General features: G+C 41.2%; 30 protein-coding genes and 1 tRNA gene. 9 read left to right on the forward strand and 22 right to left on the reverse strand.

What is annotated here, in order from left to right:
• Nucleotides 1–37: 37 nt before the first annotated feature.
• Genes MFF31_RS03810 through MFF31_RS03825 form a run of 4 tightly spaced genes read right to left on the reverse strand, consistent with a single transcriptional unit; the run spans nucleotide 38 to nucleotide 2,854 of the window.
• Nucleotides 38–1,021 (reverse strand): sensor histidine kinase, encoded by a 984-nt coding sequence (locus MFF31_RS03810; RefSeq protein ID WP_238186789.1) that lies wholly within the window; start codon nucleotides 1,019–1,021, stop codon nucleotides 38–40.
• A 1-nt stretch (nucleotide 1,022) separates the two neighbouring features.
• Nucleotides 1,023–1,727, reverse strand: a complete 705-nt coding sequence (locus tag MFF31_RS03815; RefSeq protein WP_238186790.1) for a response regulator transcription factor — start codon at nucleotides 1,725–1,727, stop codon at nucleotides 1,023–1,025.
• 13 nt (nucleotides 1,728–1,740) lie between these two features.
• A complete protein-coding gene (locus MFF31_RS03820) occupies nucleotides 1,741–2,148 on the reverse strand; it encodes a disulfide oxidoreductase (RefSeq protein ID WP_238186791.1) in 408 nt (135 codons plus the stop codon).
• 16 nt (nucleotides 2,149–2,164) lie between these two features.
• Nucleotides 2,165–2,854, reverse strand: coding sequence for a DsbA family protein (locus MFF31_RS03825; protein ID WP_238186792.1), 690 nt, complete (start codon nucleotides 2,852–2,854; stop codon nucleotides 2,165–2,167).
• An 81-nt stretch (nucleotides 2,855–2,935) separates the two neighbouring features.
• Here MFF31_RS03825 and MFF31_RS03830 point away from each other — a divergent pair, with 81 nt between their 5' ends.
• Nucleotides 2,936–3,508: a GGDEF domain-containing protein gene (locus MFF31_RS03830; protein ID WP_248565392.1), complete on the forward strand. Its 573-nt coding sequence runs from the start codon at nucleotides 2,936–2,938 to the stop codon at nucleotides 3,506–3,508.
• A gap of 231 nt (nucleotides 3,509–3,739) precedes the next feature.
• Here the strand turns inward: MFF31_RS03830 and cysI are convergent, their stop codons facing one another.
• From cysI to MFF31_RS03855, 5 genes are all read right to left on the reverse strand, one after another.
• Nucleotides 3,740–5,533 (reverse strand): assimilatory sulfite reductase (NADPH) hemoprotein subunit, encoded by a 1,794-nt coding sequence (cysI, locus tag MFF31_RS03835; protein ID WP_238186794.1) that lies wholly within the window; start codon nucleotides 5,531–5,533, stop codon nucleotides 3,740–3,742.
• 50 nt (nucleotides 5,534–5,583) lie between these two features.
• Nucleotides 5,584–7,446, reverse strand: coding sequence for an assimilatory sulfite reductase (NADPH) flavoprotein subunit (locus MFF31_RS03840; RefSeq protein ID WP_238186795.1), 1,863 nt, complete (start codon nucleotides 7,444–7,446; stop codon nucleotides 5,584–5,586).
• A 419-nt stretch (nucleotides 7,447–7,865) separates the two neighbouring features.
• Nucleotides 7,866–8,180, reverse strand: a complete 315-nt coding sequence (locus MFF31_RS03845) for an IucA/IucC family protein (protein WP_238186796.1) — start codon at nucleotides 8,178–8,180, stop codon at nucleotides 7,866–7,868.
• 216 nt (nucleotides 8,181–8,396) lie between these two features.
• The gene (locus MFF31_RS25150) at nucleotides 8,397–8,765 is read right to left on the reverse strand and encodes a c-type cytochrome (RefSeq protein ID WP_282570415.1); all 369 of its coding nucleotides are present in this window, start codon (nucleotides 8,763–8,765) and stop codon (nucleotides 8,397–8,399) included.
• 158 nt (nucleotides 8,766–8,923) lie between these two features.
• Complete coding sequence (locus MFF31_RS03855; protein WP_238186797.1) at nucleotides 8,924–9,478, reverse strand: hypothetical protein; 555 nt, start codon at nucleotides 9,476–9,478, stop codon at nucleotides 8,924–8,926.
• Between the two features lie 137 nt (nucleotides 9,479–9,615).
• On the opposite strand from MFF31_RS03855, the gene MFF31_RS03860 reads away from it, so the two are divergent.
• Both MFF31_RS03860 and MFF31_RS03865 read left to right on the forward strand, forming a co-directional pair.
• Nucleotides 9,616–9,933, forward strand: coding sequence for a YnfA family protein (locus MFF31_RS03860; RefSeq protein ID WP_238186798.1), 318 nt, complete (start codon nucleotides 9,616–9,618; stop codon nucleotides 9,931–9,933).
• 131 nt (nucleotides 9,934–10,064) lie between these two features.
• Nucleotides 10,065–10,141, forward strand: a tRNA-Asp gene (locus MFF31_RS03865).
• A gap of 75 nt (nucleotides 10,142–10,216) precedes the next feature.
• Here the strand turns inward: MFF31_RS03865 and MFF31_RS03870 are convergent.
• The 4 genes from MFF31_RS03870 to MFF31_RS03885 all read right to left on the reverse strand — a co-directional run bounded on the left by MFF31_RS03870 (nucleotide 10,217) and on the right by MFF31_RS03885 (nucleotide 14,144).
• On the reverse strand, nucleotides 10,217–10,897 hold the full coding sequence (locus MFF31_RS03870; RefSeq protein WP_238186799.1) for an N-acetylmuramoyl-L-alanine amidase family protein: 681 nt from the start codon (nucleotides 10,895–10,897) through the stop codon (nucleotides 10,217–10,219).
• Between the two features lie 162 nt (nucleotides 10,898–11,059).
• Nucleotides 11,060–12,859, reverse strand: a complete 1,800-nt coding sequence (locus MFF31_RS03875) for a sensor histidine kinase (protein ID WP_238186800.1) — start codon at nucleotides 12,857–12,859, stop codon at nucleotides 11,060–11,062.
• Nucleotides 12,856–13,548: a response regulator transcription factor gene (locus MFF31_RS03880; protein WP_238186801.1), complete on the reverse strand. Its 693-nt coding sequence runs from the start codon at nucleotides 13,546–13,548 to the stop codon at nucleotides 12,856–12,858. The genes MFF31_RS03875 and MFF31_RS03880 overlap by 4 nt, the downstream gene beginning before the upstream one ends.
• Nucleotides 13,530–14,144 carry a DUF2087 domain-containing protein gene (locus MFF31_RS03885; protein ID WP_238186802.1) on the reverse strand — a complete coding sequence of 205 codons (615 nt, stop codon included), beginning with the start codon at nucleotides 14,142–14,144 and terminating at the stop codon, nucleotides 13,530–13,532. Before MFF31_RS03885 ends, MFF31_RS03880 begins: the two co-directional genes overlap by 19 nt.
• Nucleotides 14,145–14,336: 192 nt before the next feature.
• Here MFF31_RS03885 and MFF31_RS03890 point away from each other — a divergent pair, with 192 nt between their 5' ends.
• From MFF31_RS03890 to MFF31_RS03915, 6 genes are all read left to right on the forward strand, one after another.
• Nucleotides 14,337–14,870 (forward strand): hypothetical protein, encoded by a 534-nt coding sequence (locus tag MFF31_RS03890; RefSeq protein ID WP_238186803.1) that lies wholly within the window; start codon nucleotides 14,337–14,339, stop codon nucleotides 14,868–14,870.
• A gap of 147 nt (nucleotides 14,871–15,017) precedes the next feature.
• Nucleotides 15,018–15,254 carry a hypothetical protein gene (locus MFF31_RS03895; RefSeq protein ID WP_238186804.1) on the forward strand — a complete coding sequence of 79 codons (237 nt, stop codon included), beginning with the start codon at nucleotides 15,018–15,020 and terminating at the stop codon, nucleotides 15,252–15,254.
• A 395-nt stretch (nucleotides 15,255–15,649) separates the two neighbouring features.
• Nucleotides 15,650–16,291, forward strand: a complete 642-nt coding sequence (locus MFF31_RS03900; protein ID WP_238186805.1) for a TetR/AcrR family transcriptional regulator — start codon at nucleotides 15,650–15,652, stop codon at nucleotides 16,289–16,291.
• Nucleotides 16,278–17,132 (forward strand): ABC transporter ATP-binding protein, encoded by an 855-nt coding sequence (locus MFF31_RS03905; protein ID WP_238186806.1) that lies wholly within the window; start codon nucleotides 16,278–16,280, stop codon nucleotides 17,130–17,132. The genes MFF31_RS03900 and MFF31_RS03905 overlap by 14 nt, the downstream gene beginning before the upstream one ends.
• Nucleotides 17,129–17,833: a fluoroquinolone export ABC transporter permease subunit gene (locus tag MFF31_RS03910; protein ID WP_238186807.1), complete on the forward strand. Its 705-nt coding sequence runs from the start codon at nucleotides 17,129–17,131 to the stop codon at nucleotides 17,831–17,833. Before MFF31_RS03905 ends, MFF31_RS03910 begins: the two co-directional genes overlap by 4 nt.
• Nucleotides 17,830–18,549 carry a hypothetical protein gene (locus tag MFF31_RS03915; protein WP_238186808.1) on the forward strand — a complete coding sequence of 240 codons (720 nt, stop codon included), beginning with the start codon at nucleotides 17,830–17,832 and terminating at the stop codon, nucleotides 18,547–18,549. Before MFF31_RS03910 ends, MFF31_RS03915 begins: the two co-directional genes overlap by 4 nt.
• Nucleotides 18,550–18,611: 62 nt before the next feature.
• Here MFF31_RS03915 and MFF31_RS03920 read toward each other — a convergent pair whose 3' ends face one another.
• From MFF31_RS03920 to MFF31_RS03960, 9 genes are all read right to left on the reverse strand, one after another.
• Nucleotides 18,612–18,899 (reverse strand): hypothetical protein, encoded by a 288-nt coding sequence (locus MFF31_RS03920; protein ID WP_238188481.1) that lies wholly within the window; start codon nucleotides 18,897–18,899, stop codon nucleotides 18,612–18,614.
• A gap of 57 nt (nucleotides 18,900–18,956) precedes the next feature.
• A complete protein-coding gene (locus tag MFF31_RS03925) occupies nucleotides 18,957–19,142 on the reverse strand; it encodes a DUF3934 domain-containing protein (protein ID WP_238186809.1) in 186 nt (61 codons plus the stop codon).
• Between the two features lie 148 nt (nucleotides 19,143–19,290).
• Nucleotides 19,291–19,761 (reverse strand): GNAT family N-acetyltransferase, encoded by a 471-nt coding sequence (locus MFF31_RS03930; protein ID WP_238186810.1) that lies wholly within the window; start codon nucleotides 19,759–19,761, stop codon nucleotides 19,291–19,293.
• 34 nt (nucleotides 19,762–19,795) lie between these two features.
• Nucleotides 19,796–20,857: a glycosyltransferase family 2 protein gene (locus MFF31_RS03935; RefSeq protein WP_238186811.1), complete on the reverse strand. Its 1,062-nt coding sequence runs from the start codon at nucleotides 20,855–20,857 to the stop codon at nucleotides 19,796–19,798.
• 314 nt (nucleotides 20,858–21,171) lie between these two features.
• Nucleotides 21,172–22,389 carry a DUF418 domain-containing protein gene (locus tag MFF31_RS03940; protein WP_238186812.1) on the reverse strand — a complete coding sequence of 406 codons (1,218 nt, stop codon included), beginning with the start codon at nucleotides 22,387–22,389 and terminating at the stop codon, nucleotides 21,172–21,174.
• Nucleotides 22,390–22,435: 46 nt separating this feature from the next.
• Entirely contained in the window at nucleotides 22,436–24,022 is a 1,587-nt protein-coding gene (locus tag MFF31_RS03945; RefSeq protein ID WP_238186813.1) for an ABC transporter permease, read from the reverse strand.
• 1 nt (nucleotide 24,023) lies between these two features.
• Nucleotides 24,024–24,899 (reverse strand): ABC transporter ATP-binding protein, encoded by an 876-nt coding sequence (locus MFF31_RS03950; RefSeq protein WP_238186814.1) that lies wholly within the window; start codon nucleotides 24,897–24,899, stop codon nucleotides 24,024–24,026.
• Between the two features lie 81 nt (nucleotides 24,900–24,980).
• Nucleotides 24,981–26,066, reverse strand: coding sequence for a sensor histidine kinase (locus tag MFF31_RS03955; RefSeq protein WP_238186815.1), 1,086 nt, complete (start codon nucleotides 26,064–26,066; stop codon nucleotides 24,981–24,983).
• Nucleotides 26,056–26,781, reverse strand: a complete 726-nt coding sequence (locus tag MFF31_RS03960; protein ID WP_238188482.1) for a response regulator transcription factor — start codon at nucleotides 26,779–26,781, stop codon at nucleotides 26,056–26,058. The genes MFF31_RS03955 and MFF31_RS03960 overlap by 11 nt, the downstream gene beginning before the upstream one ends.
• Between the last annotated feature and the right edge of the window lie 35 nt (nucleotides 26,782–26,816).

The following is a 26,816-nucleotide window of genomic DNA, read 5'->3' on the forward strand; positions in this document are numbered from 1 at the left end:
CTGCTCTCTTTTTTATTTCTCATTTCTTACTTATTTCTTACTTGTCAGAAATGGCAACCCTTGAATCTCTAGATGCTCGATCGCCCCTTGCTATCTGAAGCGTAACTGTGAAACTAGTCCAACTGCCTGGAACACTATACAGATGAATACGGCCGCCTAACCGTTCAACAAGTCTTTTCGTTATCGTCAGTCCAAGTCCGCTACCTTGCATATTTCGGTTTCGTGAGTCTTCTAGCGTATATAATCTTTCAAAGACACGCTCTTGATCACTTTCCCTTATACCTGGACCTCGATCTGCCACTTCAATATGGATCTGCGATCCCTTTTCTTTGGCTGACAGCCTTAAATATTTCCCCTCTGCTCCGTATCGAACGGCGTTAGACAATAAATTATCAAGAATACGTGTTATAGCTTCTTCATTGGCATAAATCCATAATGGGGCATCAGAGATATCAATTTCCACCTGGAAATGCTGTGAATCAAGCAAGTCATAATACGCTAATATGCGCTTACGGCAAATTTCACCTACATCCATAACAGAAAGAGGCAGCTCCGTGTCTTGGGCTTCTAATTTTGCTAAATCGAAAAAAGCATTAATAAGTTCCAACACTTCTAACGTCTTTCGATGAACCTGACCTAATAGCCGCTCCCGTTCTGCATCGGACATATCTGAACTGCTCTTTAATATTTCCGCATAACCCAAAATAACGGTAAGCGGTGTTTTGAGATCATGCGATACATTAGAAAGCATCTTGCGCATCGCCCTCTCCGTATGAGTAAAGTCAGATGCTGATTTATGCGCACTGCTAAGCAAATCATTAATGCTCCGAAGCAATTGACGTAATTCATGTTCTTCCGTCACAAGAAGAACTTTCTCCGTAGTTATAGTTGGCTGATTCGCAATATGATCGAGCTTTTGACTAATATAGCTTATCTGCTTTTTATGAGAGGCATTTTTCCTTCTTTCGAGACCGTACAAACCTAACAACAAGACAAAAAGGGCGACCCATAGCCAATTCATGCTAGAGGTCCCCCAATCTATAACCGATTCCCCATAATGTGCGTATATAACGCGGATTGGACGGGTCATCTTCTATTTTCTCTCGCAGCCTTCTCATATGTACGTTAATGACATTTTCGTCACCATAATATTGTTCATTCCACACAAGCTGATAAAGCAATGCCTTCGTATACACTCGTGTAGGGTGTTGTACAAATAATTTTAGTATTTGAAACTCCTTGGCAGTCAGTTTAATTTCTTCGCCACGTTTTGTGACCATAAAATTGTTAGGATCGATAATAAGCTCACCTACAGCTAAAAGACTATTTCCCGGTTCTTCTGGCGTTTTGGTCTCCGCATATTGCGTCGCCCTTCGAATAGATGCGCTCACCCTGGCGGCTAACTCAAGCAATGAAAAGGGCTTCGCTATATAATCATCCGCACCAAATCGCAACCCCAATGCCTTATCCACTTCTCCGTCCTTTGCAGACAAAATTAAGATAGGCACTCGACTTTGCTCACGAAACTTCTGCAGTAGATCTAGTCCATTTACATTCGGAAGCATCAGATCGAGCAGTACTAGATCATACGATTGTTTCGCGAACACTCGCATTGCGTCCCCGCCATCATTCACCGTTGTAATACGGTAACCTTCTTTAACCAAATATCCCTCAATCATCTCGCTAATGGAAGGATCATCTTCTATTAATAACAAGCTGCCAGACATTATGCAGTCCCCCTTATCTTCTCTTCGCTAGAAGGAGTAAGACCGTAATTAACGTAAAGGCAGTCAATGCTAAAAACGGAATCGTTACGAATCCGAACCAATTAATATATTGCGTCGTACAAGGAACACCCTTTGTACAAGGTTTAATTGCTGCAAAACCCGGAATCTTCTGCTCCATGTAATGGAAAGAGGATACTACCATTCCTATTATTGATAGCGGCAGCGCATATTTTCTAATGATATGTTCATCATAAAAAGCCGCTATGCCAAGCATTATGCTAAGTGGATACATTAGTATACGCTGATACCAACATAATTCACACGGAATAAATCCACGAACTTCGCTAAAGTAGAGACTACCGAGTGTCGCAACAACCGCCACAAACCAAGCCATAGCTAAAGCATTGTGTCTAATTATCATGATGCTCCTCCCTCCATTATTTCAGTTTTTGATCGATTGCTGCTTTAATCGCTTCATAATCGAACGGATTCGTAATTTGTGTTTCATTAATCATGACAGTTGGAGTACCATTAACGCCGAATTGATTTACAAGCATCTCGTCAAGCTGAACAAGCTTAACTGTTTCTTCTGCAGCCATTGTTGTTTTAAAACTCGCCTCGTCAAAACCCGGAACAACAGCTTTTGCTACTTCAAGTACTTTCTCCTCTGTTAGCCATGCGCTATCATGAGCAGAAGCTGGCTGTGCATCGAACAACCCTTTGTTGAACGCCCAGAAGTGATCTGGATACAGTTTTAAGATCGCTTCGCCCGCTAGTGCGCCGAGCTTCGACTCATCTCCGTGGAACAATACGTTAATATAGGAGAATGTTGCTTTACCTGTATCAACATACTCTTCTTTCAGCTTAGGATAGACTGTCTCTCCCCATTGCTTGCAGGAAGGGCATTTGTAGTCACCAAACTCAACGATGGATACTTTAGCATTAGCATCACCCATGACTGGCTGAGCAGCTAGTGGCGGAGCGCTTTCTAAAATTTTATTGCTATTCTCTTCTTTTTTTGATGCCTGATTTACAAAAAACAGAGCTACAACGACCACAATAAGGATACCTGTATACAATACAAAAGAACGAGAACCACTGTTTTTATTTTTCTTATTCGTCGACATTTCATTTCCACCTCAATGTTTATTAAAAGCGTTTACACTACTCAAACTCTATCACATGGCATTCATTTTCACTATATCATAATGGGAAAAAATCGCACAATTTTGAAAACGAAAGCTCAAGAGATCCTTTTTATGGAGCTTAACGATACTTATGGTCATGAAGTTGGAGACCGTGCACTCGTTGCTATTTCGGAAGTATTACAAGAACAATTTCCCGGACAAGCCTATCGAATCTCTGGTGATGAATTCGCCATTGCACTCTCAGGCATCAGCTTAGAGCAAGCTTTCCTCAGAATGGAAGGGCTTAGGCAACATATCTCTGAGTCGCAGCATCGATTCCGAACGGGAGAACTATCATCACGTGAATTTACAGCAACTATAGGTGTTGCACAATATCCTCGTGATGCCAAAGATGCTGCTGCTCTACGTAGAAGTGCGGATGCAGCACTCGAAAATGCTAAAGAAAATGGTCGAAACCAAGTTTCATTGCCACCGAATGAAGAAATGATTATGAAATCATGTTATTATCCCTCTTCGATGGTACGGAGATTAAAAACATTAGCCGAAAAGTTAAAGAAAAAGGAATCCGTTCTGCTTCGGGAAGCATTAAGCGATCTGCTGCACAAGCAAGATCGTATAGACGAACAACAGTAGCAATCCGAGTAGCGTTATATGCTATCTTATAGTAGAAACGGAGCGCCAGCTTTCACTCCTCTACAATTTGCTCAAGAAGGCGACAATAGACCAAAAATCAGAAAGGGCAGTGCAGGGATAACCTCCCTAGCACTGCCCTTTCTGATTTTGCCTATTTTTCATAAAGCGAGCTATATCCTTGTGTTAGCGAACCTACTTTTGGGACAGCCGCTTTCTTTTTTGTTTCATCCACTAATTGTGGAAATCCAATCCCGATGCAACAGCTTTCACGTAACCAGTACGGATAACGAAGTCGCCAAAATGCTCATTTTGCTCCCGTTCTTCTGCATAACGATGAATAATTGGCTTCAATGTGTCCAATATTTCTGTTTCATCCACATTTTCGCGGAACAGCTTGCTTAGGCGGTCGCCAGAGAAGCCTGCACCCATATACATATTGTATTTGCCCGGAGACTTACCAATAAAAGAAATTTCGCCAAGCGCTGGTCTAGCGCAGCCGTTTGGGCAACCCGTCATACGAATATTGATCTCTTCGTCTCGCAAACCGACTTCTTCCATAATCGGCTCAAGCTTATCAATCAAAGAAGGCAAATAACGTTCTGCCTCTGCCATTGCAAGACCACAAGTTGGTAAAGAAACACAAGACAATGAGCTGCGGCGAATAGCAGATAGCTGCTCGCCTACCGTAATTCCATGCTTCTCGAGAAGTGATTCAATCTTAGCTTTCTTCCCGTTTGTAATACCGGCAATCGTCAAGTTCTGATTAGCTGTTAGACGGAAGTCACCAGAATGGACCTTCGCAATTTCTCTTAGACCCGTCATCAGCTGTAAGCCTTCTTGATCCAGTATTCGCCCGCTTTGAATGTACAACGTAACATTCCAACGTCCATTTTTGTCTTTTTTCCAGCCATAACGATCGCCGTTGCTGTCGAATTCAAATGGACGTGCAGCCTCAAGCTTCCAGCCTAAGCGCTCATGCAATTCATCTACGAACCACTCTATGCCATGGCGATCAATCGTATATTTAAATCTCGCATATTTGCGAACAGAGCGATTGCCATAATCACGTTGGATCGTTACTGTTTTCTCCGCTACATCAACTACTTGCTCAGGCTTACAGAAGCCAATTACTCTCCCCAGCTGAGGATACGTATTCGTGTCACCATGCGTCATACCCATGCCGCCGCCTACAGTGACGTTGAATCCAACAAGCTTACCCTTCTTTACGATAGCAATATAGCCAAGGTCCTGAGAGTAAACATCTACGTCATTGGAAGGAGGAACTGCAATCCCAATCTTGAATTTACGAGGCAGATAGACTGGTCCATAGATCGGCTCGACCGGGTCAACTTCAACCGCTTCAGCTTTTGCTGCGATCTTCACTTCTCCCTTAGTCTCAGTCGCTGCTGCAACTTCCGCTACTTCCAAGCTGTCTATAACCTTTTCCCCATCCAACCAAATTTCGTGATAGGCAGGCGTTCGTGGAGCTAGGTGCTTCGTAATTTCCTGTGACCATTTGAATACTTCTGTATGAACTTCAGATTGCTCTGGGTTTGGGTTACACATAACGTTACGGTTAACATCTCCGCATGCCGCAAGCGTCGTCAGCAAGGAATCATTAATATCTTTGATCGTTTCTTTCAAATTCCATTTCAGAACACCGTGCATCTGAAACGCCTGCCTAGTTGTAAAACGAAGAGTTCCGCTACCATACTTTCGTGCAAGTTCATCCAGAACAAGCCACTGCTCGGCTGTAGTGACACCCCCTGGTGTTACTACACGAAGCATGAATTGATATGCTGGCTCTAACTTCTGCTTCTGACGTTCATTACGCACATCACGGTCATCTTGCATGTAGCTACCATGAAATTTCAACAAGCGATTATCAAGCTCAGTAAGTCCACCTGTAATGCGATTAGCAAGTGATTCCACAAGTGATCCACGAAGATAGTTACTTTCAACCTTCAAATGCTCTACATCACTCGGTGGTCCGCCGACCGGCTCTACTTTACGATCTTTAGCCATAGTTGCAAGCTCCCTTCCAATGCGCTAGCTGCGCACATACGATCCTGTTATTAATAAACGTCACGTTGATAACGCTGCTGTGCTTGTAGATCTGCAACATATGCTTTCGCCGACTCTGGGTCTAATCCGCCTTGCTGCTCGACAATCGTAAGCAGTGCAGCATGAACGTCATGCGCCATATGCTTCTCATCACCACACACATACAGATGAGCACCTTCTTGGAGCCATTTGTAAAGTTCGGCTGCATTCTCAAGCATCCGATTCTGTACGTACACTTTCTCCTTCTTATCACGAGAGAAAGCTACGTCAAGCTTTGTTAAAACACCATCATTTAACATCCGCTGCCAGTCCGTCTGATATAGAAAGTCCGTAACAAAATATCTGTCACCATAGAATAGCCATGACTTACCTTCGGAGCCAAGCTCCTCGCGCTCTTCCATAAATGCACGGAACGGCGCAACGCCCGTTCCCGGTCCGACCATAATAATCGGAGTTTCTGAGTTAAGAGGCAACTTGAAATTTGGATTTTGCTGAATAAAGATTGGCAGTGTATCTCCCGCTTCCAATCGTTCAGACGTTTGGACGGAACAAACGCCATTACGCTTACGGCCGTGTGCCTCGTACTGAACTTTTCGGATTGTAAGATGCACTTCTTCAGGATTTGCCTTATTGCTGCTTGCGATTGAATAGAGGCGCGGCGGCAGCTTGCGTAGAATCGAAACCAATTCTACAGCATTTAGATTCCACGGAGCGAAATCTTGCAATAGGTCTAGCAAATCTCTACCATTTGTATATGCTCTTAGCTCATCCTTCTTCTCCGGCAAGGTCAGCACAGCCAACTTATTATTTTCAGAATAAGGCAATGCTTTCTCTAGTACAGGACGAGACAATACAGTAATTTCGAGTTGGCGAAGCAATACGGAACGAAGCTCCCCTTCGTCTCCATCTTTGCCTTGTATAACGATTTCATTGGGTGACCAATCCATCTCTGCAATGATGCTATCCACTAATGAAGGATCGTTCTCCGGGAAAATACCGACACAATCTCCAGGTTCGTAACTGAGACCTGAACCTTCAAGTGATAATTCAAGATGACGGGTTTCACGATCTGCTCCTCGTCCATTCAAGTTAATTGTCGTCAATACTTCTGATCGAAACGGGTTAGAACGAGAATACTGGGATTCATCCTCAGACGTAATAGATGCTGCACTTGAAACGGCAGTAGAGGCGGCTGCTCCAGTATTTCCTGTTGCAGTTGCTGCATTAAGTGCATCGATAACAGCACCGAACCACCCCGTAGCTGGGGCTTCGAAATCCAGATCGCAATCTACACGAGGGACCAAACGTTCTGCTCCAAGCTCCTCGAGGCGCTCATCAAAGTCTATGCCCGTTTTACAGAAAAACTCATAAGACGTATCACCAAGTGCAAGTACAGAAAACTTAAGGCCTTCAAGCTTAGGAGCACGCTTACTGTATAGAAACTCATAAAAAGGAATCGCATTATCCGGCGGATCACCCTCACCGTGCGTACTTGCAACGATAAATAAATGAGCCGTTTTCTTCAGCCCATTCGTCTTATATGCGTTCATCGCTGACAAGGTAACCTCGTATCCTTGCTCCTTCAACTTCGCCGCCAAACGGCCGGACAATCTCTGAGAGTTGCCCGTCTGTGAACCGAATAAAATGGTAGCTTCACGAGGAGCAGCAGGCTCACTTGCAATAACTGGAGCAACCTGCTCAAGCAATGCCGTCGTAACGACCTCTACTGAAGCTGCAGTTTCTGCGCCCGTCCGATAAAATGTTAAATACCCGCCCAACCAATGAATTTGTGCCTCCGTTAACGTTGGCAAGAGCTTATTCAGCAGCTCAACTTGCCCTTCAGTAAACGGACTGTTCGTCACTTTAAGTTGCAACAACATCCACCTCGCATCGAATCTCGCTCATTATAATTCCAAGTGCATTACTCTGTTTAATATACTGCTCTAAAACTACCACAGTCTCCCTTTCATGGTCAATAAAATAGTCAGTTTTTGTCTATAAAAATAATTGAAGGAAAGACTGAGCTTTTCTTATAGTTCTCTTATAAGGTAGAGGATTGACGAATAACCGTGTAATTTCAAGGGTCATAACCCCCTATATACGAGGCTGTTCCAAAAGTAATTTCGCTTACTTGAGGATACAGCTCGCTTTATGAAAATAGGCAAAAATCAGAAAGGGCAGTGCTAGGGAGGTTATCCCTGCACTGCTCTTTCTGATTGTTAGTCTATTGCCGCCTTCCTGAGCAAATTGTAGGCGAGTGAAAGTCATCCGACCTCAAGGCGCTCCGTTTCTACTATTCCGATTGTTGCTGTACAATTGTACGTTTTACTGCAAAACAATGGAGCTGGAAGTTGTCTTTTGATTCAGGAGCATACATCTCTTGTCTCCATTCAGGAAAACCTTGTCTGCTCTTCGGTGTTGGATGAAAAACATGACCAAACAACGAGGACTGCTTTGATTGAATAAACGTCTGTTTTAATTTATACAATTCTTTTGGACCATTTCTGCGCATACGAATAAACGACTCAAGCAGAACACAGCTTTGAATCGCACGAATATGGAGCTCAGCAGTATGGGCTCCATCATGCCCTGCTACTAGATCTTCCACTAGTAAAGCTAAAAATGTTGTGTAATGTAGTGACTGTGGCCCTCTCTGCGATCCGTCTAGGATCAGTCAACTTTCTGCGCTCCCTTTCATATTCATCTCGTATGGATTATTTGGTAACACCGTACCTTCCGATTACACCAAAAAGAGCCCTCACACCTCTATGGGTATGACAGCTCTTGCAGGAAATAGTTCCCTACGTTTCAATATTATTGTTGTCTACTTCATAGCCGCTAGCCAATTCGAAAGTGTGTCGATTTCTTCTACAGTTAGCTGACCTTTGTAGGGAGGCATTCCATTGCCGCCATTGGTAATTTTCGTTTTGATCTCTTCTAGCGTCAACTTTCCTCCAACCTTCTGGAGATTAGGACCTACGCCTCCACCCAGATCAACAGCGTGGCACGCTACGCAGCTTTTCTTATAGATTTCTTCAGCTTTTTCCGCATCCACTGTGTTATTCGACTCATTATTCGTATTATTCGGTTTGCCAGCTTCGTTGTTTTCGGTCTTCTTTCCACTGCCGCAAGCAGATAAGGAAATCACCAAAATGACAACTGCGAGCAGCAGTAACCATTGCGTTTTTCGCACTTTTGAAGCCCCCTAATTGGTAAAGGAATTAGTTATTACACTTCCCTATTTCCACCGGGGTATGCAACCAAAGAAGCATTTTCATTTTAACTCAAAAGATAGCATAACTACGGTGGCATACATAATCATGACAATCATTTTTATCCATTTAGGACTAGTTATTTCCCCACCTCAAACGTCAAGTCCTTTCCGATCTTGAAGTCTCCTTCCTCCTTGCCATCTACTTCACTTACAGTGAATTTCGCATAACCGCTCACATGATATTGACCTGCTGGAAACGGAACCTCAGCTTGCTTTGTCGGAAGCGTCACCCCTTCCTCCACAATTAATGCCCCGGGGCTTGTATACGACTCACGAAACGGCTGACCTTTGATCAGTGTTGTTCGAATCGCTGGCTGATTCATCATATAATAAAATGCATATTTACCCGAATTTTCACTAATTCCATAATGGAATGGCGTTGCCTCATGCAAGATCGTTACAAACTTTCGATCCCCCACATATTCCAGCTCGGAAATAAGCGTGACCGAATCTCCTTCTTGATACGTATCACGTTCCGTATAAATACGATAAACAAAATCATCTTTCACAATTTCCCCATGCTTCGATACTATGAGCTCAAGCGGGTTGCTTTTCTGGGATATCTGAACCCAAATGCCTGCAAGTAAAAGAACAACTGCGAGAACACCCATCACTTTAAGCGGTCTACTCATCTCATCACCCCTTCTTTCATGTAGACGAAAATATCCAAAAAAAGGTTTCTTCTTGGGGCCGATTTACAACCGTCTTTCTTTGGGCTACGATGGTTAGCGACTATCATGCAGCATAGTAGCAAAGGAGAACACCATCAATGGGAGTATTAATATTCATTCTTGCTGGACTCGCAGAAATTGGAGGCGGGTATTTAATTTGGTTGTGGTTAAGAGAAGGGAAGTCTCTTTATCTTGGAATACTTGGCGGAGCAGCACTTGTTCTATACGGTATCATTGCTACCTTTCAATCTTTCCCTACATTCGGAAGAGTGTATGCCGCCTATGGGGGAGTGTTCATCGTAATGGCTCTGTTATGGGGCTGGTTAATTGATCGCAAAACACCGGATACCTACGATTGGATCGGCGCAGCAATTTGTATTATTGGTGTATGTGTAATGTTATACCCTAGACAATAATATGATTTCATTAACTAATTTAAAAAACCATTATATTCCACTCAATAAAAATTATTTTTAAATTAAGCTTGTCAATCGTTATACATTCGTGTTAACATACAGCTTGTGTCTAAGACACGCACATATTATGTGGAGCTGTGGTGTAGTGGCCCAACATGCCTGCCTGTCACGCAGGAGACCGCGGGTTCGAATCCCGTCAGCTCCGCCATTTTATTTCTAACTTAATTGCACGAACTTTAAAAAACCGTCCAACTTCACGAGAGTTGGACGGTTTCTTTGTTAGTTATGAAAAATAATCAATAATGCCCTTTGTAATGGCTTCTGCTGCTTGTTGTTGAAACTCGTCTGAATTCATTCTTTCTTCCTCAACTGTATTGGAAATGTATCCAAGCTCCAGTAAAATTGACGGTTGTGTAGTTTCTCGAATGACGAAGTAATCACCATGCTGCACACCGCGATCTCTCGTATTAATTTCTTGACTAAATAATTGTTTATGAATCATATCAGCTAGTGCAAAGTCCGAATCTTTATTGTAAAAGGTTGTAATTCCCTGCACATCGCTTGTTATAAATGCATCGTAATGAATGCTTATAAAGAGATCAGCATCCCTCTCACTAACAAAATCAACACGCTCTTGAAGGGAAAATGATTGATCACCATCTCGTGTTAATAAAACGTTAGCCCCCGTTTGCCGCATTATTTCATCTTGTATCATCTTAGCAGTTCGTAGTGTGACATCTTTTTCTATCGTACCATTCTGTCCACTAGCACCAACATCTTTACCTCCGTGCCCTGGATCAATCACAATTGTTTTACCTGCTAACTTCATATCTCCATCTGCTTTCGCATTCAACGTTGTCACTTCTACTTTTTCTTTGCTGGTAGCAGATTTTCCTTGATATATATTTCCAATCAAAATGAAACAAGCAATTGTAACGATGAATAATAGTACTAACTTCTTCATTAATGCTGTCCCTTCTTTCACTATAATAAATAATCTAATTGATATAGTGATAGTTTACTGGGGTTAGATGAAGATAATATTAAGACGAGATCAAGACAACAAAAAGACGCTGTTTCATCGGTAGTAGGATCTACTTAGAAACAGCGCCAATCATTACATGTATTATCCTTTTTTGTTCAGGTAGAAGTAAAATACAACACCATCTACCGTATTATAAACACCGTACTGAACTTGATGCAGTTCCAAAATATTTTTCGAAATGGCAAGTCCGATTCCAGTACTCCCTTCGTAACGGTGACGGGAAATATCCCCCCTGTAGAAGCGATCCCACACTTTATCAAGCTGCTCGGCGGATATATGTGCACCTTTATTTTCTACCTTTACTTTAATGACATCATTTTCTTCAATTGTAGAAACGAAAATGTCATTTTGCAGAGGCGTATAACGAATGGCATTCGTCAAAAAATTAGTAATAACCTGCTCAATACGGTGTTGATTGGCGATAACTTCAACAGGCAACAGTGATTTGTGTATGTGAAGCTCCTTTTGCCTAATGCTTGGGGAAAGCTGATCACAAATATACTCAATCACTTTATCGATATAGAACTCGTCCATCTCCATCTTATACGTCCCTGACTCGAATTTAGCCAGATCCAGCATGTCGACAATTAAGATATCCATCTTATCGACTTCCTTCTCCATCGCTTCGAAATAATGCTCCTTCTTATGACTCGCAACGCCGTCCTTTAAAATCGATATGCAGCTCTTCATTATACTAAGAGGAGTCTTCAGCTCATGCGAAACATCCGAAATAAATTCTTTCCTCGTATTCTCCAGCTGCTTCTCCTTTTCAATATCCTGACGAAGCTGCAAAATATACGAATGTAATGTGTTGGATAACAAATTAATGTTTTGCGATAGATCTCCAATTTCGTCTTTAGAGGAGATTGATATTCGTTCTGAAAAGTCCAAACTTGCGATTTTTTGCGTCGTTCTATTTATTTGGAGCAAAGGTTTTGCAATTTTTTTCGAATAATAAAATGCGGCCAGTACGATGAGCAACATAGCAAACAGAACTAGATACCCATAATAGTCTTTAAGCATTTGTACCGCCTCATCAACAGGCTGCATCGATGTCATAGAGATGATATACCCCTTTGACCCGTCCTTATGCTCAATCTGATCTATAATTAAATTATATTTAACGTTATTTTCAACAAAATCAATCGATCGCAATAAGTCGATCTCTGGACCTCTTTCATTGGCTAACAACTGTGCTTGAAATTCCTTGATTTTTTTCATAAACAAAGTGTTGGAATAAATATACCCCGATGCCGCATTTTGATCAGGAATTTGTATGCTTGTAATATCCCCATGCCTAATTGATATTTCATTTTTCATATATTTAAATTTTAAATCACTTTCCTCAATCGGATCTATACCCTCATACACGTATCTCAACAAATTATTTTCTGTTCTCAACTCAAACTGTACCGGTATTTCAACAGAATCTTTGATTAGCTTAATAATACTAATGTCTACCCCTTTCTCAAGAGTAGTCTTTTTTTCTATTGCCTCTTCTATACTCATGAAATTGTATAAAGGTATGGTGATCGTATCCAAAGGCTTTTTATTTTCTATGTCTTCGTGAAGTTTATGATACAACTGAGCCTTCAAATAAAAATCAGGAGCATTTAGCAAGCTGCCATGTTGGTCAAGCGTCGTAATCCATGCATTATTTTCAAGGTAGAAAGCTCGCTCTAGTTTCTGTACAGCCTGGGGTCCGTCACTGTTCAAATAATCCGTTTCGAACGTTTTCATTTTGGTTTGAATTTGATTTAGCTTGTGATTGGCATAATATTTTTCGAAAAAGAACGTTTGCCCCACATAAATTGTTGCTAGAAGCAACAGACATAACGCCGTTGTTAAAGCGAACAGTTTCCATACAATCTTTACTCTCATAGGCTCGCATCGATTTTGTATCCCGTCCGCACGACGGTTGTAATCATCTTAGATTTGTCCCCTAGCTTGTTCCGTAAATTTCTTATATGTGTATTAATAGTACGTTCATCCCCTGCATATTCGTAACCCCATATTTTCATTATGAGCTGCTCTCTCGTCACAACAATTCCTTGGTTGAGCATTAAGTAATGTAAGATTTCGAATTCTGTATAGGTCAAACTACTGCTTACTCCATCTACAGTTACTGTCCGAGATGCGAGATGCATCCGAATACCACCGTAAGACAACATTTCCTCAGACGATTCCGTCTTGCGGACTCGACTGTCTAGCAAGCGCTTCGCTCTTGCCAGCAAGACTGGAGGGCTATACGGCTTCGTAACATAATCATCCGCTCCAAGCTCAAAGCCAAGCAGCGTATCATCTTCATCTACTCTTGCCGTTAACATAATGATTGGGACATTGGATGTTTTCCGAATACGCCGACATACCGACCAGCCATCAATCTCCGGCAACATGACGTCTAGCACTATTAAATCTACTTCATTGTTTTGAAAATGAGACAATCCTTCCTTGCCGTCACTTGCTTCCAATACCGTATAACCCTCATTCACAAAATAATCCTTAATAATTTCTCTTAATATAGCCTCGTCTTCAACGACTAATATCGTTCTCACGACAACGACTCCCATCTAGCCCATAGTTCTTGTGGGTTTAACTCGTACACTTCATTTTCCCGATACATAAATTGATGCATAATAAATTCCCGTCTTATAGTAGCGAAATCATCAAAGTAGCCCTTAATAAACGTATTTATTTCTTTTTCACTATACTTGCGTCCTTTTTCTAGCTGAGATACTAAATGCTCTAATACAATCAGCTTCTTTTTTAACTGGCTTGGCATATTCTTAAGCTTACCTTCGGCTGTAAAGAAACTTCGGATAACAGATGCTTTTAGTTTTAATTGTTCCTCTTTCTTTTGAGCCTCATCCATTTGCTCCATCCCTCCCGCAGTATGTCTATAGATCAGTGCCTCCGTACCTTTAGCGCTATTTTTAATGAAATAATCGTTGAGTGTAAAATAAATTGTATTTTTGTCTCTTCTTTCATTTATTAAGCTAGCTTCTCTCAGCTTCGCAGCATGATGAGTTATCGTAGCTGGTGTAACAGAAAGCTTCTCCGCCAACGCTTGACCATTCATCTCTCCGTCAGCCAAAAGAATCAACAGCTTAATCCGAGTCGGATCAGCTAATGCTTTATGATATTGGACAACTTTCTCCAGTTGCATTCATGCTCAACTCCCATTCAATTTACACATTATCTAATTAGACGTTTATTAAATAAGATAATAAAGTAAGTGACCAACATTTGTCAAACGTTTTTCTTCTGTCTTCATAAAGAGATGCTTGTATCACTCTCAACGAATTTCATTGCTAATTTTTACATATTTTAGTACGATTTTGAGTGAGGGGGAATTTTATTGCTGGCAATATTGAAACAGGAAGATTTCAACACGATGAACAACGTTGATTTGGGAACCGCATGCTTCAAGCCTTTGATTCAAGTCTACAAAAGGGCTCAGACGGAAGAGCAGAACTTTGCAACAGACATTTATCCTCATTGGAGCAGTGGACAGAGGGCATTATTTATTTTTTGGACTTATTACTCGCATGTAAAAAAATCCGAAGCCGATTGTTATTATTGGAGTGCCCTGTATATGGCTCAATCCGAGCGATGGTCAGGACTATTTCGCGGACTGCAATTTTTCGAGGATCGGGATACGCTCCCACTAATCGAAGAAATGGATGCACTCCTCAAAAAAAGAAATCATCCACGCAGCATGAGCGACTTCAATGTTTCATACGACGATATAAACAATGACCCTTTATTACATGAACAAATCTCTGTATGGTATGCAAAGCTGCTCGTAGCTCTGCCTATAACAATTGCTCTAATAAGCGACTACATTCGGCTGCATCCTGATCAGTTTACTGAGCTTGTTGAAAGTTATTAGTATTGGTTTCATTCTATCTAAGTAATTACAAATAAAGTTCTAAATCTAATGCACATCACTCCAGTCATTTGATTGCTAGTGATGTGCATTAACATATTCTATTTATAGTGTCTAAACATAGATTCATATACTAATGGAGGGTATACCATGAAACTTGCTTACCTGCTAGTCGTGCTATTCATTACTCTAAGTTCATGCGGAAAAGCTGCTACTAGTATCAACGAGAACAGCACTCCTGTAATCTCAGGAGATAGCAGCGTAGATCACGCAATGAACATAGAAGTTACCCCCATCACTACAGAGGATGCATCGCAGAATCGCACCGAATATTTAGCCCACGACAAAGATCAACTATCCTATATGGATTTTGAAACGGCAAATTAGTAATTGTTGATTGGTATTCTGGGGGAAAAGATAGTTATGATTTTATGGTACGTGGGCAAAATAAAACGATTAACAATCCAAATATATGGAGTAATAGCGAATGGGGAAAGAAATTAGTCAATAAAGCAGATAGCTTTTCAGGCTCAATTCAATGATTGGTTATTGATAGTTTGCTTAACAATCGATGGCATAAAGCAATGGCTCAATCATTTTCAAAAAGAAATAAAATAAGATTCATTCCGCAGAGAAACCTACGTTTTCCAAAACGTGAGTTTCTCTTTCTTTATTTTTTGTCATTCACACAAAGGAAACTATTTACAATTAATTCAAATTGAATTATAGTATGAACAAATATTGAATTTATTCATACATTCACAAAGTGAGCTGATGAAACGATGGCGAAGAAGTTTTCCGAAGAAGAACGTAGCTGGGTTGGGCAAAAGTTATTAACTGAAGGTAGACGTTTATTTGAAAGTTACGGTCTTAAGAAAACTAGTGTCGAGGAACTTACGCAGGCAGTTGGTATTGCACAAGGCTCATTCTATTTGTTTTATAGCTCCAAAGAGGAGCTTTTTTACGCGCTCATGCAAGAGGATGAGAAGCGTATTCGCGCTGAGATGCAAAATTCTTTTGCTAAGGGCGAAATGATCACTAAAGAAGGGATCAAACGGTTTCTAATCAAATCGTTTCAAATGCTTGAGCAAAGCCCTCTTTTGCAAGGAATGATTGTGAAGAGAGAGCTGGAGCAGCTCATGAGAAAGCTGCCAAAAGAACTACTCGCCCGCAACTTTTCAGAGGATCAAGATGCCATGATGCCGATCATTTCTTTGTGGCAATCTGCGGGGATTATGAAAGGTGTTGCGCCAGAGCTGCTTGTCAGCCTCTTCCGCTCTCTGATCTTGCTCAGGCTGCATAAGGAGGAAATCGGTGAGGGGCAATTCGATGCTACGATGGAACTGCTTATTGATGTGATAGCGACAGGTTTAGTCACTTGGAGCGCAGAGTCGGAAGGAGCAAATACAGATGATAGAGGTTAAGGATCTTAGCTTTCGCTATCCGCGTCAAGAGGAACTCACGTTACATGGCCTCAACTTCGTCATCCCAAAAGGAGAAATCTTCGGATTTCTTGGCCCTTCTGGGGCCGGAAAAAGCACCACTCAAAAAATATTGATCGGCTCACTCAAAAGCTATAGCGGCAGCGTTAAGGTAATGAACAAGGAGATACGAGACATAGGTTCAGATTATTTTGAGCGAATCGGCGTGGCATTTGAATTCCCCAACTTCTATGCAAAATTTTCTGTGTTAGATAACTTAAAGCTTTTCCGTTCTCTGTACTCTGGAGAAACCGAAGATCCGCTTCGGCTTTTGGAACAAGTTGATTTAAAGGATGCCGCCGATAAACCGTTTGCACAGTTGTCAAAAGGAATGAAAATGCGTCTTAACTTTTGCCGAGCACTCTTGAACAAGCCTGATATTATATTTTTGGATGAGCCTACATCTGGACTAGACCCAGTGAATGCAGAACGGATGAAAGAGCTCATTCTTAAACTGAAGACAGAAGGGAAAACGATCGTTATTACAACCCATAACATGCAAGCAGCAGAAGCGTTATGTGATCGTGTCGCCTTCATCGTAGATGGTCAAATTAAGTTAATTGATTCTCCTCGTGAACTTAAGCTTACGCATGGGCAAAGGAAAGTTCGAGTTGAATATATAGATGCGAACGGGAAGCAATCGCAACAATTTTCACTCGATAACATCGGCAGTAACGATCAATTTTCTAAATTGCTTTCATCGTATCCTATCGAGACGATTCATTCACAAGAAGCATCGCTTGAGCAAATATTTATCGCTGTGACAGGGAGGCAGCTATCATGAGGGCACTAACGTCGTTTGCATTTGATGTACGGCTACTATGGCGCCACGGGTTCTTTTGGATTTATGTTTTGGTTTGTGCACTCTATTGGACAGTGTTGCAATTTATTCCCGATAACTATAAGGAGACGACAGTCCTACTTCTGGCTTACAGTGATCCAAGTGCCATTGGCCTTATATTGGCGGGAAGCATCGTTCTGCTAGAAAGAGATCAAGGCATTCATGATCCGCTCTTCGTTACACCGCTGCGAATTAGAGAATACTTGCTTGCTAAAGCAGCATCCATATCCTTATTATCCCTCCTTGCCGCTTGGACCATACATTTGTCCTCTGTGGGAGTTCCAAAGTCTCCACTCGGATTTTCGGTTGGTATTATATTAACGTCAAGTTTCATGACTCTTCTTTCCATCAGTGCAGTGGCCAAATGTCGAACGATCAATGGCTTTATCCTCATGAGTCAAGCTTATGGTCTACCCTTTTCTTTGCCTGTGCTTGGCTATATTGGCGTTTGGGATACACCTCTATTTGACTTTTTTCCAACACAAGGAACGTTATTGCTACTGCAATCCGCATATGAGGGCTTATCGATAAATGAATGGATATATGCGATCCTTATCTTGTGTATATGGAATGGTATTGCTTTTCTATCCGCTAGACGCTCATTCGAGCAGCATGTGTTAGGTAGGTTGGGGGCTGGAGCATGAACAAATACAATACGCTCCTAAGAAATGATATAAGGCAGGCTGCTCTTGATCCGATGCTTATGGCTTGTATCTTTGGTCCGCTTATGCTCATCCTGCTTGCCCGAATTGGATTTCCACTTGCTGCTGAATGGCTGATGACATCATACACGTTCCAATTGTCTAGCTATGCTAATTTTGCTCAGTCTTTATTCATTGCAACGATACCTTTGCTCATTGGCACGCTTACGGGACTTCTCATACTCGATGAGCGTGATGAAAATCTAATTGCCTATTTCACTGTAACTCCGCTTACGCGTCGTGGCTACCTTTTTTACCGTCTGCTTCTACCTACGGGACTAACAATTATACTCTCTACACTTTTTCTAACGATGTCCGGATTAATGGAGTTTCGAGCAGTTCACCTTTTAGCACTCCTATTAGTTTGCCTTGAAGCACCTTGGTTCGCACTTTTGCTAGCCGCATTTGCCGGGAACAAGGTAGAAGGAATCGCCTTTTCTAAACTCGGCGGCCTACTCATTGTTGGCCCAATTGCTGTTCACTTCGCACCAGACAGTTGGGAATGGCTTGCAGCCATTATTCCTACCTTTTGGGTCGCAAAGATGTTGGAACACGGATTGCAGCCTTTATTAGCAATTGGTTACGGCACTCTCGGACTATTTATTCATGTTGCAATGTTATGGATAATGATCAAAGTATTCGTCAAAAAAATCGATTAGTGCAAACAAAAAAGGGTTCGTCACTTGTCCTTAGACAAATGACCAACCCTTATACTAGCTTATTATACTTTTGCGAACTCCGAATTAGCTGTTTCAAGCATCGTTTTCCAGTCAGCAAATTTCGTTTCTCTTGCTACATGGCGATTCCAAAGCTCTTCAGGGATCAAATTAACATCCTCTTGCGTCCAAGCTTGGAAATTACCTTTCTCTAGAAACTCCTGAAAGCTCTTGCTGTAGGAATGTTTGTTCATAAATGATTCGTTAAACAAGCGCTCTAGTGTTGCTTCAGCTGAATCATCCTTATTCGCCTTTTGCTCTTGCAATTCCTTAAGTAAATCCTCAAATGACATCGGTTTATTCTTCCTCAAATTACCACTCCTAAGTTTGGATTACATCCCTTAAATTGATTATGCTTCTGATTTATTACCATTATTCTTATTGGAAGTGGCTGTAGTGCCATCCTTCCGCTTTGTACCTTTACTTTTATAAGGTTTAGGTGAGTTTTTGGCTTTGTTGGCAGCAGCCTGCCACCTGTTCCAGCCCTTTTTGTCCGTCCCTCTGCCCGTGCCACCTTTTTTCTTTGAATCGCTCAATTGATCACTCCGTTATAGGTGCTTATATTGCCGCAACCTACATTATACGTTAAATCGGCGTATAGTTCCATGGTATGCATTTAATTTAAAAGGTCCTATAGGAATTTCTATCCTATAAGGACCTAATTGAGAACCTGTATTGATTTATTTAATCAACAAAATTTCTGGAAGTTGGTCGTTCAAACCGTGTAATATACACCTCTGGAGCAACTTCAATATGCTCCATCTCCTCGAAGCCATAGCTAACATACAGTCTAATAGCAGGCACATTCTTAGCACCCGTATGAACTACAATTTTCTTGCCCTCAGCTGGGCCACGCAAAACATGAGCCAATAATTGCTTAGCGATTCCTTTACGGAAGTAATTAGGATGTACAACCAGTCTACAAATATGGATGTCGTTATCGTCCTGTTCGTAAGAAATAAAGCCTGCAACAGCCTCATCCAACACATACGCTACAAAATGTTCATCACAGTCTACAATCGATTGTACCGTGTCTCGCAATGGTGGAATATCATCGAATCCAATAATCTCAGCTTCTACACGATAAGCGGGCAGCTGTACTTCTAATATGTCATTCGCAGTTTTTGTATCCTTATTATTCAATACAATAATCATATGACTCGCTCCTGTTGTTTGTTGCTTACTCGTCTCACCAAAGATCCACTGCTTTTTTCAGAAACCCGCTCCCGCCTTTAATCGATAAAAATAATCGTGCGAGCAGCATCAGATTAAAGATACTGACCTTATATTTTAGTGATAATCGGCAGTAACGAATTGCCTTTTCTCTATTATATCGATGAAGATAACTTAGTGTGTAGTATTTTTTGGCTATACCTATATTGATGTTTAGAAGACATATTTTTTTGTTCTTTAATTGTTTGTCCTTAATGACTTTATCTCTAATCTGCATTCTTACTCGAATAGATCGATGCCCTAGCTCATCGAACTTATTGAGCAATACTTCGTTCTGATAGAGATGATCAGGCTCCAACTGCCGTCTATCGCAGAAGAAATATACGCTGTCCGGAGATTGATAGTATACTGACTGTGGCTTTGTAATTAATGCTATTTTGCAATGATCAAAAAAACGAATAATAAAGGTAGTGTCTTCACCAATATAAAATTGTTCATCAATAAGTCCATAGGTTTCGAGCAATTCCCTCTTGAACATCATCGTATTCAGTTGAAAGAAGTTTCTAGTATGTAATAAAAATTGCTCAAATAAGCTCTCATTGAATAAAATGGCATCGCCATCTACTCGGTTCATTTTCCGCATCTTATTTAGGAGATCCTGCTCAACTTCTTTATCGAAATTACGTACAATGTTCGTGCCATGCTGCTCAACCCATAGTGCGAAGCTGACGTCTACATTCGTTCGCTGGATCGTATCAATGCTATCTTGCAAATGGCAATCATACCATTCATCATCTGAATCAAGGAATGATAAATATTCTCCTTTGGCATGCAGCATACCGGAATTTCTAGCACCCCCAGGACCCTTGGAACGATTATTAACAATATAGTGAACTCTATTATCATCTTTCGCTATTTCTTCGATAACTTCTCTCGTATTGTCTGTACTCTGATCATCAACAACAATCAGTTCCCAGTTCGTATACGTTTGCCGAATAATAGATTCAATAGCGGACCTAATAACACCGGCGCGGTTATACGCTGGCATCACGATACTTATTAATGGATTCGAGTTCATTAATTTCACCCTTTCTAATTTACCCCTTAATGGGAGCTTTACTAGTTGTGTGGCATTATTGCAAAGAGCTTCACACACCCCACTCTCGTATAATTTTTTTCAAATTCAAGTATAGTTTACTTACTACCGCTCCTCTTTATGTCTAGCATATATTAATGTTTTTTACATTGGATGTAAATTAATTTGTTTTAAACATAACAAAAAACCTTTGCGGAGCAAAGGCTTTTCATCTATAAACCTCTCCTTTTGCAAAATGCGACAGTTTGCTTCTATCACTCTGGCATTACGTTTCAAGACATATAATACCCAATCATTTATTTAGCAACAATTGTAGGTCCGTCATTGCGAGCTTTCGCCTTCCGTGCGCTGCCGGACAATGACCAATATGTCCATATACGGAGCAACCGTTCAACGGGACCCATCTTGAAATATTTCAAATAAAGTACACTGAACAATAACTGCAATGCGTATATAACTAAAGCGATGCCAATGCCAGCAGTTAAGCCTAGTTTCCCGTAATAACCGAATCCATATCCGTAGAAAATAGTGGTGCAGATAACGCTCTGCATAAGATAGTTCGTAAGCGATAATTTGCCCACTGCTTCAAACGGATACAATAGTTTTTTGTTTTTGACACCGCTAAGTATCCAAGCAAATGTGAACAAATATCCGATGGCCAGCGTAATTGGACCGATATACTCTGTTATTCCTCCGAAGATGGAGTCCGGCCACATTCCATGCAGCGTTTTTATTAGTAGACCAAGGGGAAGGAATAGCAGCGCTCCTCGTCCGTATCTCCTTCGCTTGGTCTCTGGCTGCGTAAACCATGAGCGTTTGGCTGCATAGATGCCCAGTAGAAACATAGTCAAAGAACCGAACGGAAGTAATAATATTTGTAATACAGTAACTGCCGACATTGAAAGTTGTTCTGCACTATCTGGACCAGAATGATGAAAGATTTCCCAATAGGTGCCTGAGGAGAATACGGGAATCTCTGACTCGATTAGTTGAGTTATCGTTAGTTCTCTTTTCTCTTTCAATTGGTCAGTAGTCAGCAGGTTGAGTGATAATCCAATGATGATTAGAACAACATATCCGATGATCGATCCTATTAATACTGTCCTCGATTTACGAGCTAGGAAACCAAATAACAGCAGTCCCAGAAAGCCATACAGACGCAAAATGTCCCCTTGCCATAAGAAATAAAAATGTAGAAAGCCCAGTCCTAACATCATTATGCATCGACGAATGATAACTAATCTCCACTTCTGTCCACGAGCTTCAAGATTTTCTTTCATTTTGAATATTCCGAAGCCGAACAAGAAGGTAAAGATCGGGACAAAACTTCCATGAATGAGTACATCCATTACAGAATCGACGTTTTTGTCCCATTCTGAGAGATCGAACATTTCAAAATCAACGATTCCAGCGCCATACTGAAACAAAACCACATTGGCAAGCAAAATACCAAGCAAACTTACGCCTCTCAAAATATCAACTAGTGTCTGACGATTGGCCGTCGTAGTTTTCATCTCTTAACACCCCTCACAAGCTTTACATTCATGGTTAAAACTATCATTACATAGAATGCGTCAATCTACTTCTGCCTATATAAGAGAAAGCTAACAATGCTGCACCAATAAGTAAATAAACGAAACCTACCACCAAAGGGTTATAACTACTCTCCGTAATCCACGTCGTCCCATCCTTCGACGATGTTCCCATAAAGTCGAGAAAAGGCATTTTATTAAATGGACCTAAGTACCAGAGCAGCATATAAATCACTTCAAAAGCTCGATTATTCCTTGTGAGAATTCCTAGAGCGAGTGCAAGGCTAGGAATAAGAATAGCAGCACTAACCCAATAAATAAGCAGTTCGACGTTCCTTTCGAGTACAAAGCGAATGAACATTCCACTTCCTGTTACACAAGAGAGGAGAACCCCTGCAATCCAAACTGCTGTCAGTTGACGGAAAACATAACGAGGACTTGAAGCAATTAAAAACTCCGTGCGGAATCGAATTTCCTTATTACCCATACCTGACCAAAGGAGCATCGGCCAAATCCAGGTCAACGGCCAGATCATCCATTGAGAGCTAGCAGTAACAGGAAGGGTCATACAGAGGATACAAAGAATGAGCGCAATCATATACCAAATCAGTGAAGCACCCTTCATCATCAACTGCCACTCCGCTCTAACAAGTGCCCAGAACGAATCCTTTATAACTACTGGGGTGAGTTGAGCAGGACGAATACGCGGAACTGAATGTTCTTTATCAGATTCCATCCATTCCTTTTTAGCTTTCGTTCTGGTCTGCCCATCTTCCTCCGCTTTAAAGCCTCGGAATACTATCGCTGTTACAGGTATGATAAGAAACGCAACTAAAAAGAGGGATAGCTGCTGTAGTACTAGTTCTACTGTCCAATCAACACCGGTCCATACAAACGTCTTTGTTGGTCCTTCTTGAAACAGAATACCTGCACTATAATTACCGTTATAATGAGCATCAATTGCTGACAACTCCAAAATCATATCTGATGTAATGGCGGATATGCCAAAGACCTCAAAAGAGGTACTGGTACTTATGATCATATAGAGAATAAAATAAATAACATTGCCAATCCCGCCTTGCAGCCACTTTATCGATTCAAATAGCAAGGCAAGCGATGCAATAACAGCCATCAGTGGTAACGTCACGAGTAAGAAAGGTGACAAGAGGGGCCATAGCTCTACTTTCATTACTTCCCCACGAACCCATTGCATAATAAGAGCGATGAGCATAATAAAAGCAACAATGATAGCCAACACGATAAAGTTGCTACACCATTTTCCAATCATATAATATAGCTTTTTTACTGGAGTAGATCCGATAATATGACTAACTCTACTTCGTCTATCTCGATCTATACTATTCTTCACCAAATAGAAACCGAACAGGGAAAGAAATATCGTTGTAGAGAGGGCAACTGAACCCGCAACCCATGCCGAATTATACACACCTCTCGATTGCTCCAGAGACATCGTAATATACCCGGCGTCCACGGGCGGGACGAAAAAATAAGCTAACAACATTGTAATAGCGATCATAAGCATAAATGAGTATTGTCTTATTCGTTCAAGGAGATCTGCCTGTGCTATATAATAAATGGTTCGTATGGTCCTCATTCTATTGTTCTCCCCCATTATGCCTAACATAAAGATAAGCATCTTCAAGATTAGGAGAAACTTCCATCGCCTGAGAGGTTGGTTGATGTACAGAAACAATGCGAAGCTGTAATCCGTCCTCTCGACGAATCGTCCCGCTAATTAACCACTTCGCTCTAGCGTCCTGAAGCTCATGCTCCGATATGACGACAGACCATACCTTTCCCTGTACGCTTCTAAGTAGTACCATCGGGTCTGACTTTACAAGCAATCTACCCTTCGACATTATTGCAATTTGATCCGCTGTTGCTTCGATATCCGAAACGATGTGCGTTGAGAATATAATAATTCTTTCACCTGACAAATCTGTTAATATACTACGGAAACGTAATCTTTCCTCGGGGTCTAGACCTACAGTTGGTTCGTCGACAATAAGCACCTTGGGATCATTCAAAAGAGCTTGTGCGATTCCTATTCGTTGGCGCATACCACCAGAAAAGCTGCCGATTGGGCGCTTTAACGTATCTTGTAGATTCAAAAGCTCAAGCAGCTCAAGCATACGAGTTCTTGTTTGACGACTAGACACCCCTTTGAGAGAAGCAGCGTATTCCAAAAATTCTATTGGCTTCAAGTGTGGATATACGCCAAAATCCTGTGGCAAATAGCCTAATACGCGTCTCAGCTCATCAGGCTTTTTCCCTATGTTCATTCCATTCCAGAACACCGTGCCAGTTGTCGGCTTTGTAATTGTTGCTAGTATCCGCATTAGCGATGACTTACCGGCTCCATTTGGCCCGAGCAAACCAATTATTCCTGGCTTTAATTGCAAGTTTATGTCCTGTAACGCCCATGCAGCCTTATTATATTGTTTGCTAATTCCATTAATCTCTAACAGCATCTTACTTCCTCCTCATCCATCTACAAATACTAGTGTAGAAGACGAAAGTAAAATCCAGGTAAAGTGATGACTACATCCAGATTAATTCAAGGTCGGTAAGGACACGATTACTTCTGTACCTTTGTTCAACTCACTCGTTACTACAATATCTCCACCTAAAGCCATAACGAATTGCTTTGCAATTGCCATTCCTAGTCCAGTTCCCTCTGTACTGGCATCAGTTGTTGTACCTCGATAATATCGTTGAAACAGCCGCTCCACCGCTTCCTCATTCATGCCAATCCCATCATCCTTAATAATGACTTGCAGTCCATTACTATTAGTAATGAGAACTTGAATCGTTGTTCCGACAGGATTATGAACAATTGCATTAAGCATTAAGTTTAGCAATGCTCGTTCAAGCAGTTTCACATCAAGCAATACATTAATGTAGGTTTCATTCGTCTCTAATGTTAAATTATGATGAGCAGCACGTGGATCATTCGCTACATCAGCTACAACTCTTCGTATACATTCAACAAGATCATACTTCTCTAATTTTAGAGGTATTGATCCTTCTTCTAGTTGAAAAGTAATATTCAAATCACTGATCAGAAGCTCCATATGGTTTGCCTTGCTTAGAATCTCTGTCAAAAACTTTGTCTTTTCCTCCTTCTCCCAATCATAATCAGGTGATAGGAGCATAGTAGAATATCCTTTGATGTAAGTAAGTGGTGTCTTCAAATCATGAGATATTCCTGCTATCCATTCCCTCTTCATTTCATCCAGCTGACGTCTTTCTTGTCGACTTCTCTCAAGAGCCTCAGATAGTGTTTGTAGTTGAATGATGAGTTCTTTAAAAAGACGGTATCTTCGCTTTAACTTCTTGCTTTTTCCACTATAGAGTTTCTTATGTCTACCCGGTTCATCGTAGATACCGTTAGCCAATCGATTGATCCAACTCATCATATAAAAGATAGGTCTTCCTATCGTCCACCCGAATACAATCGGAAAAAATATAATAACAGCAAACATTCCATACATCCCTACTGAATCTTGATAATCACCTGCAGTAGGAATAAAATACTCTGTTAAGGCAATAGCCCCGATAATCATAGCAGCAAGCAGAATAAGGCCAAACAAAATATGCAAAGCCAGACGAAGCAGTAACCGAGCATTACCCTTCATAATGAGTTACCTGCTTATGCGGGATGAATTTATAACCTATACCACGTAAGTTAACGATCGCCTTCGGATTAACAGCGTCTGACTCCAATTTTTTTCGAAGCTTTGATATATGTATAACAACCGTCTTCTCGTCCCCCATCAGTGCCGTCCCCCACACCTGCTCGTACAATTGTATTGCGGTGAACACTTGGTTCGGATGTTCACACAGAAATAGTAGAAGTTCATATTCCTTTGCCGTACAAGGGACCTCTATTCCATTGACAATAAGCTGCGCTGCTGTTTTGTTTAGTACGAAATAACCATAATCAAATCGTTGTACCTTCGTCACATTAATGGATCTGTCCAATCTCTGCCGCCTTAGTTGTGCATTAATTCTCGCCAGTACTTCAAGCGGATTAAACGGCTTCGTTATATAATCGTCACCACCAATACCGAGCCCCATTAATTTATCGAGATCACCCGAACGAGCCGTTACAAATATTATGGGAGCGAGCGTATGTTTGCGAATTTCCCCACATAATTGAAATCCTTCTATATCTGGGAGCATGACATCAAGCACAATAAGATCAAATGACGTTAGCCCCACCATTCGGAGAGCTTCATTACCCGTAGAAGCGGTTGTTAAACGATTAAATCCTTCCTTCTTTAATAACAGCTCCAGCATAACCAAAATACCTTTTTCATCGTCAACTAACAAAATACTCTCTTCTCGCAACACGACCACTTCCAATCTTGCTAAATATATTTACT

The organism is Paenibacillus sp. L3-i20 (assembly GCF_022180385.2).
GTDB lineage: Bacteria > Bacillota > Bacilli > Paenibacillales > Paenibacillaceae > Pristimantibacillus.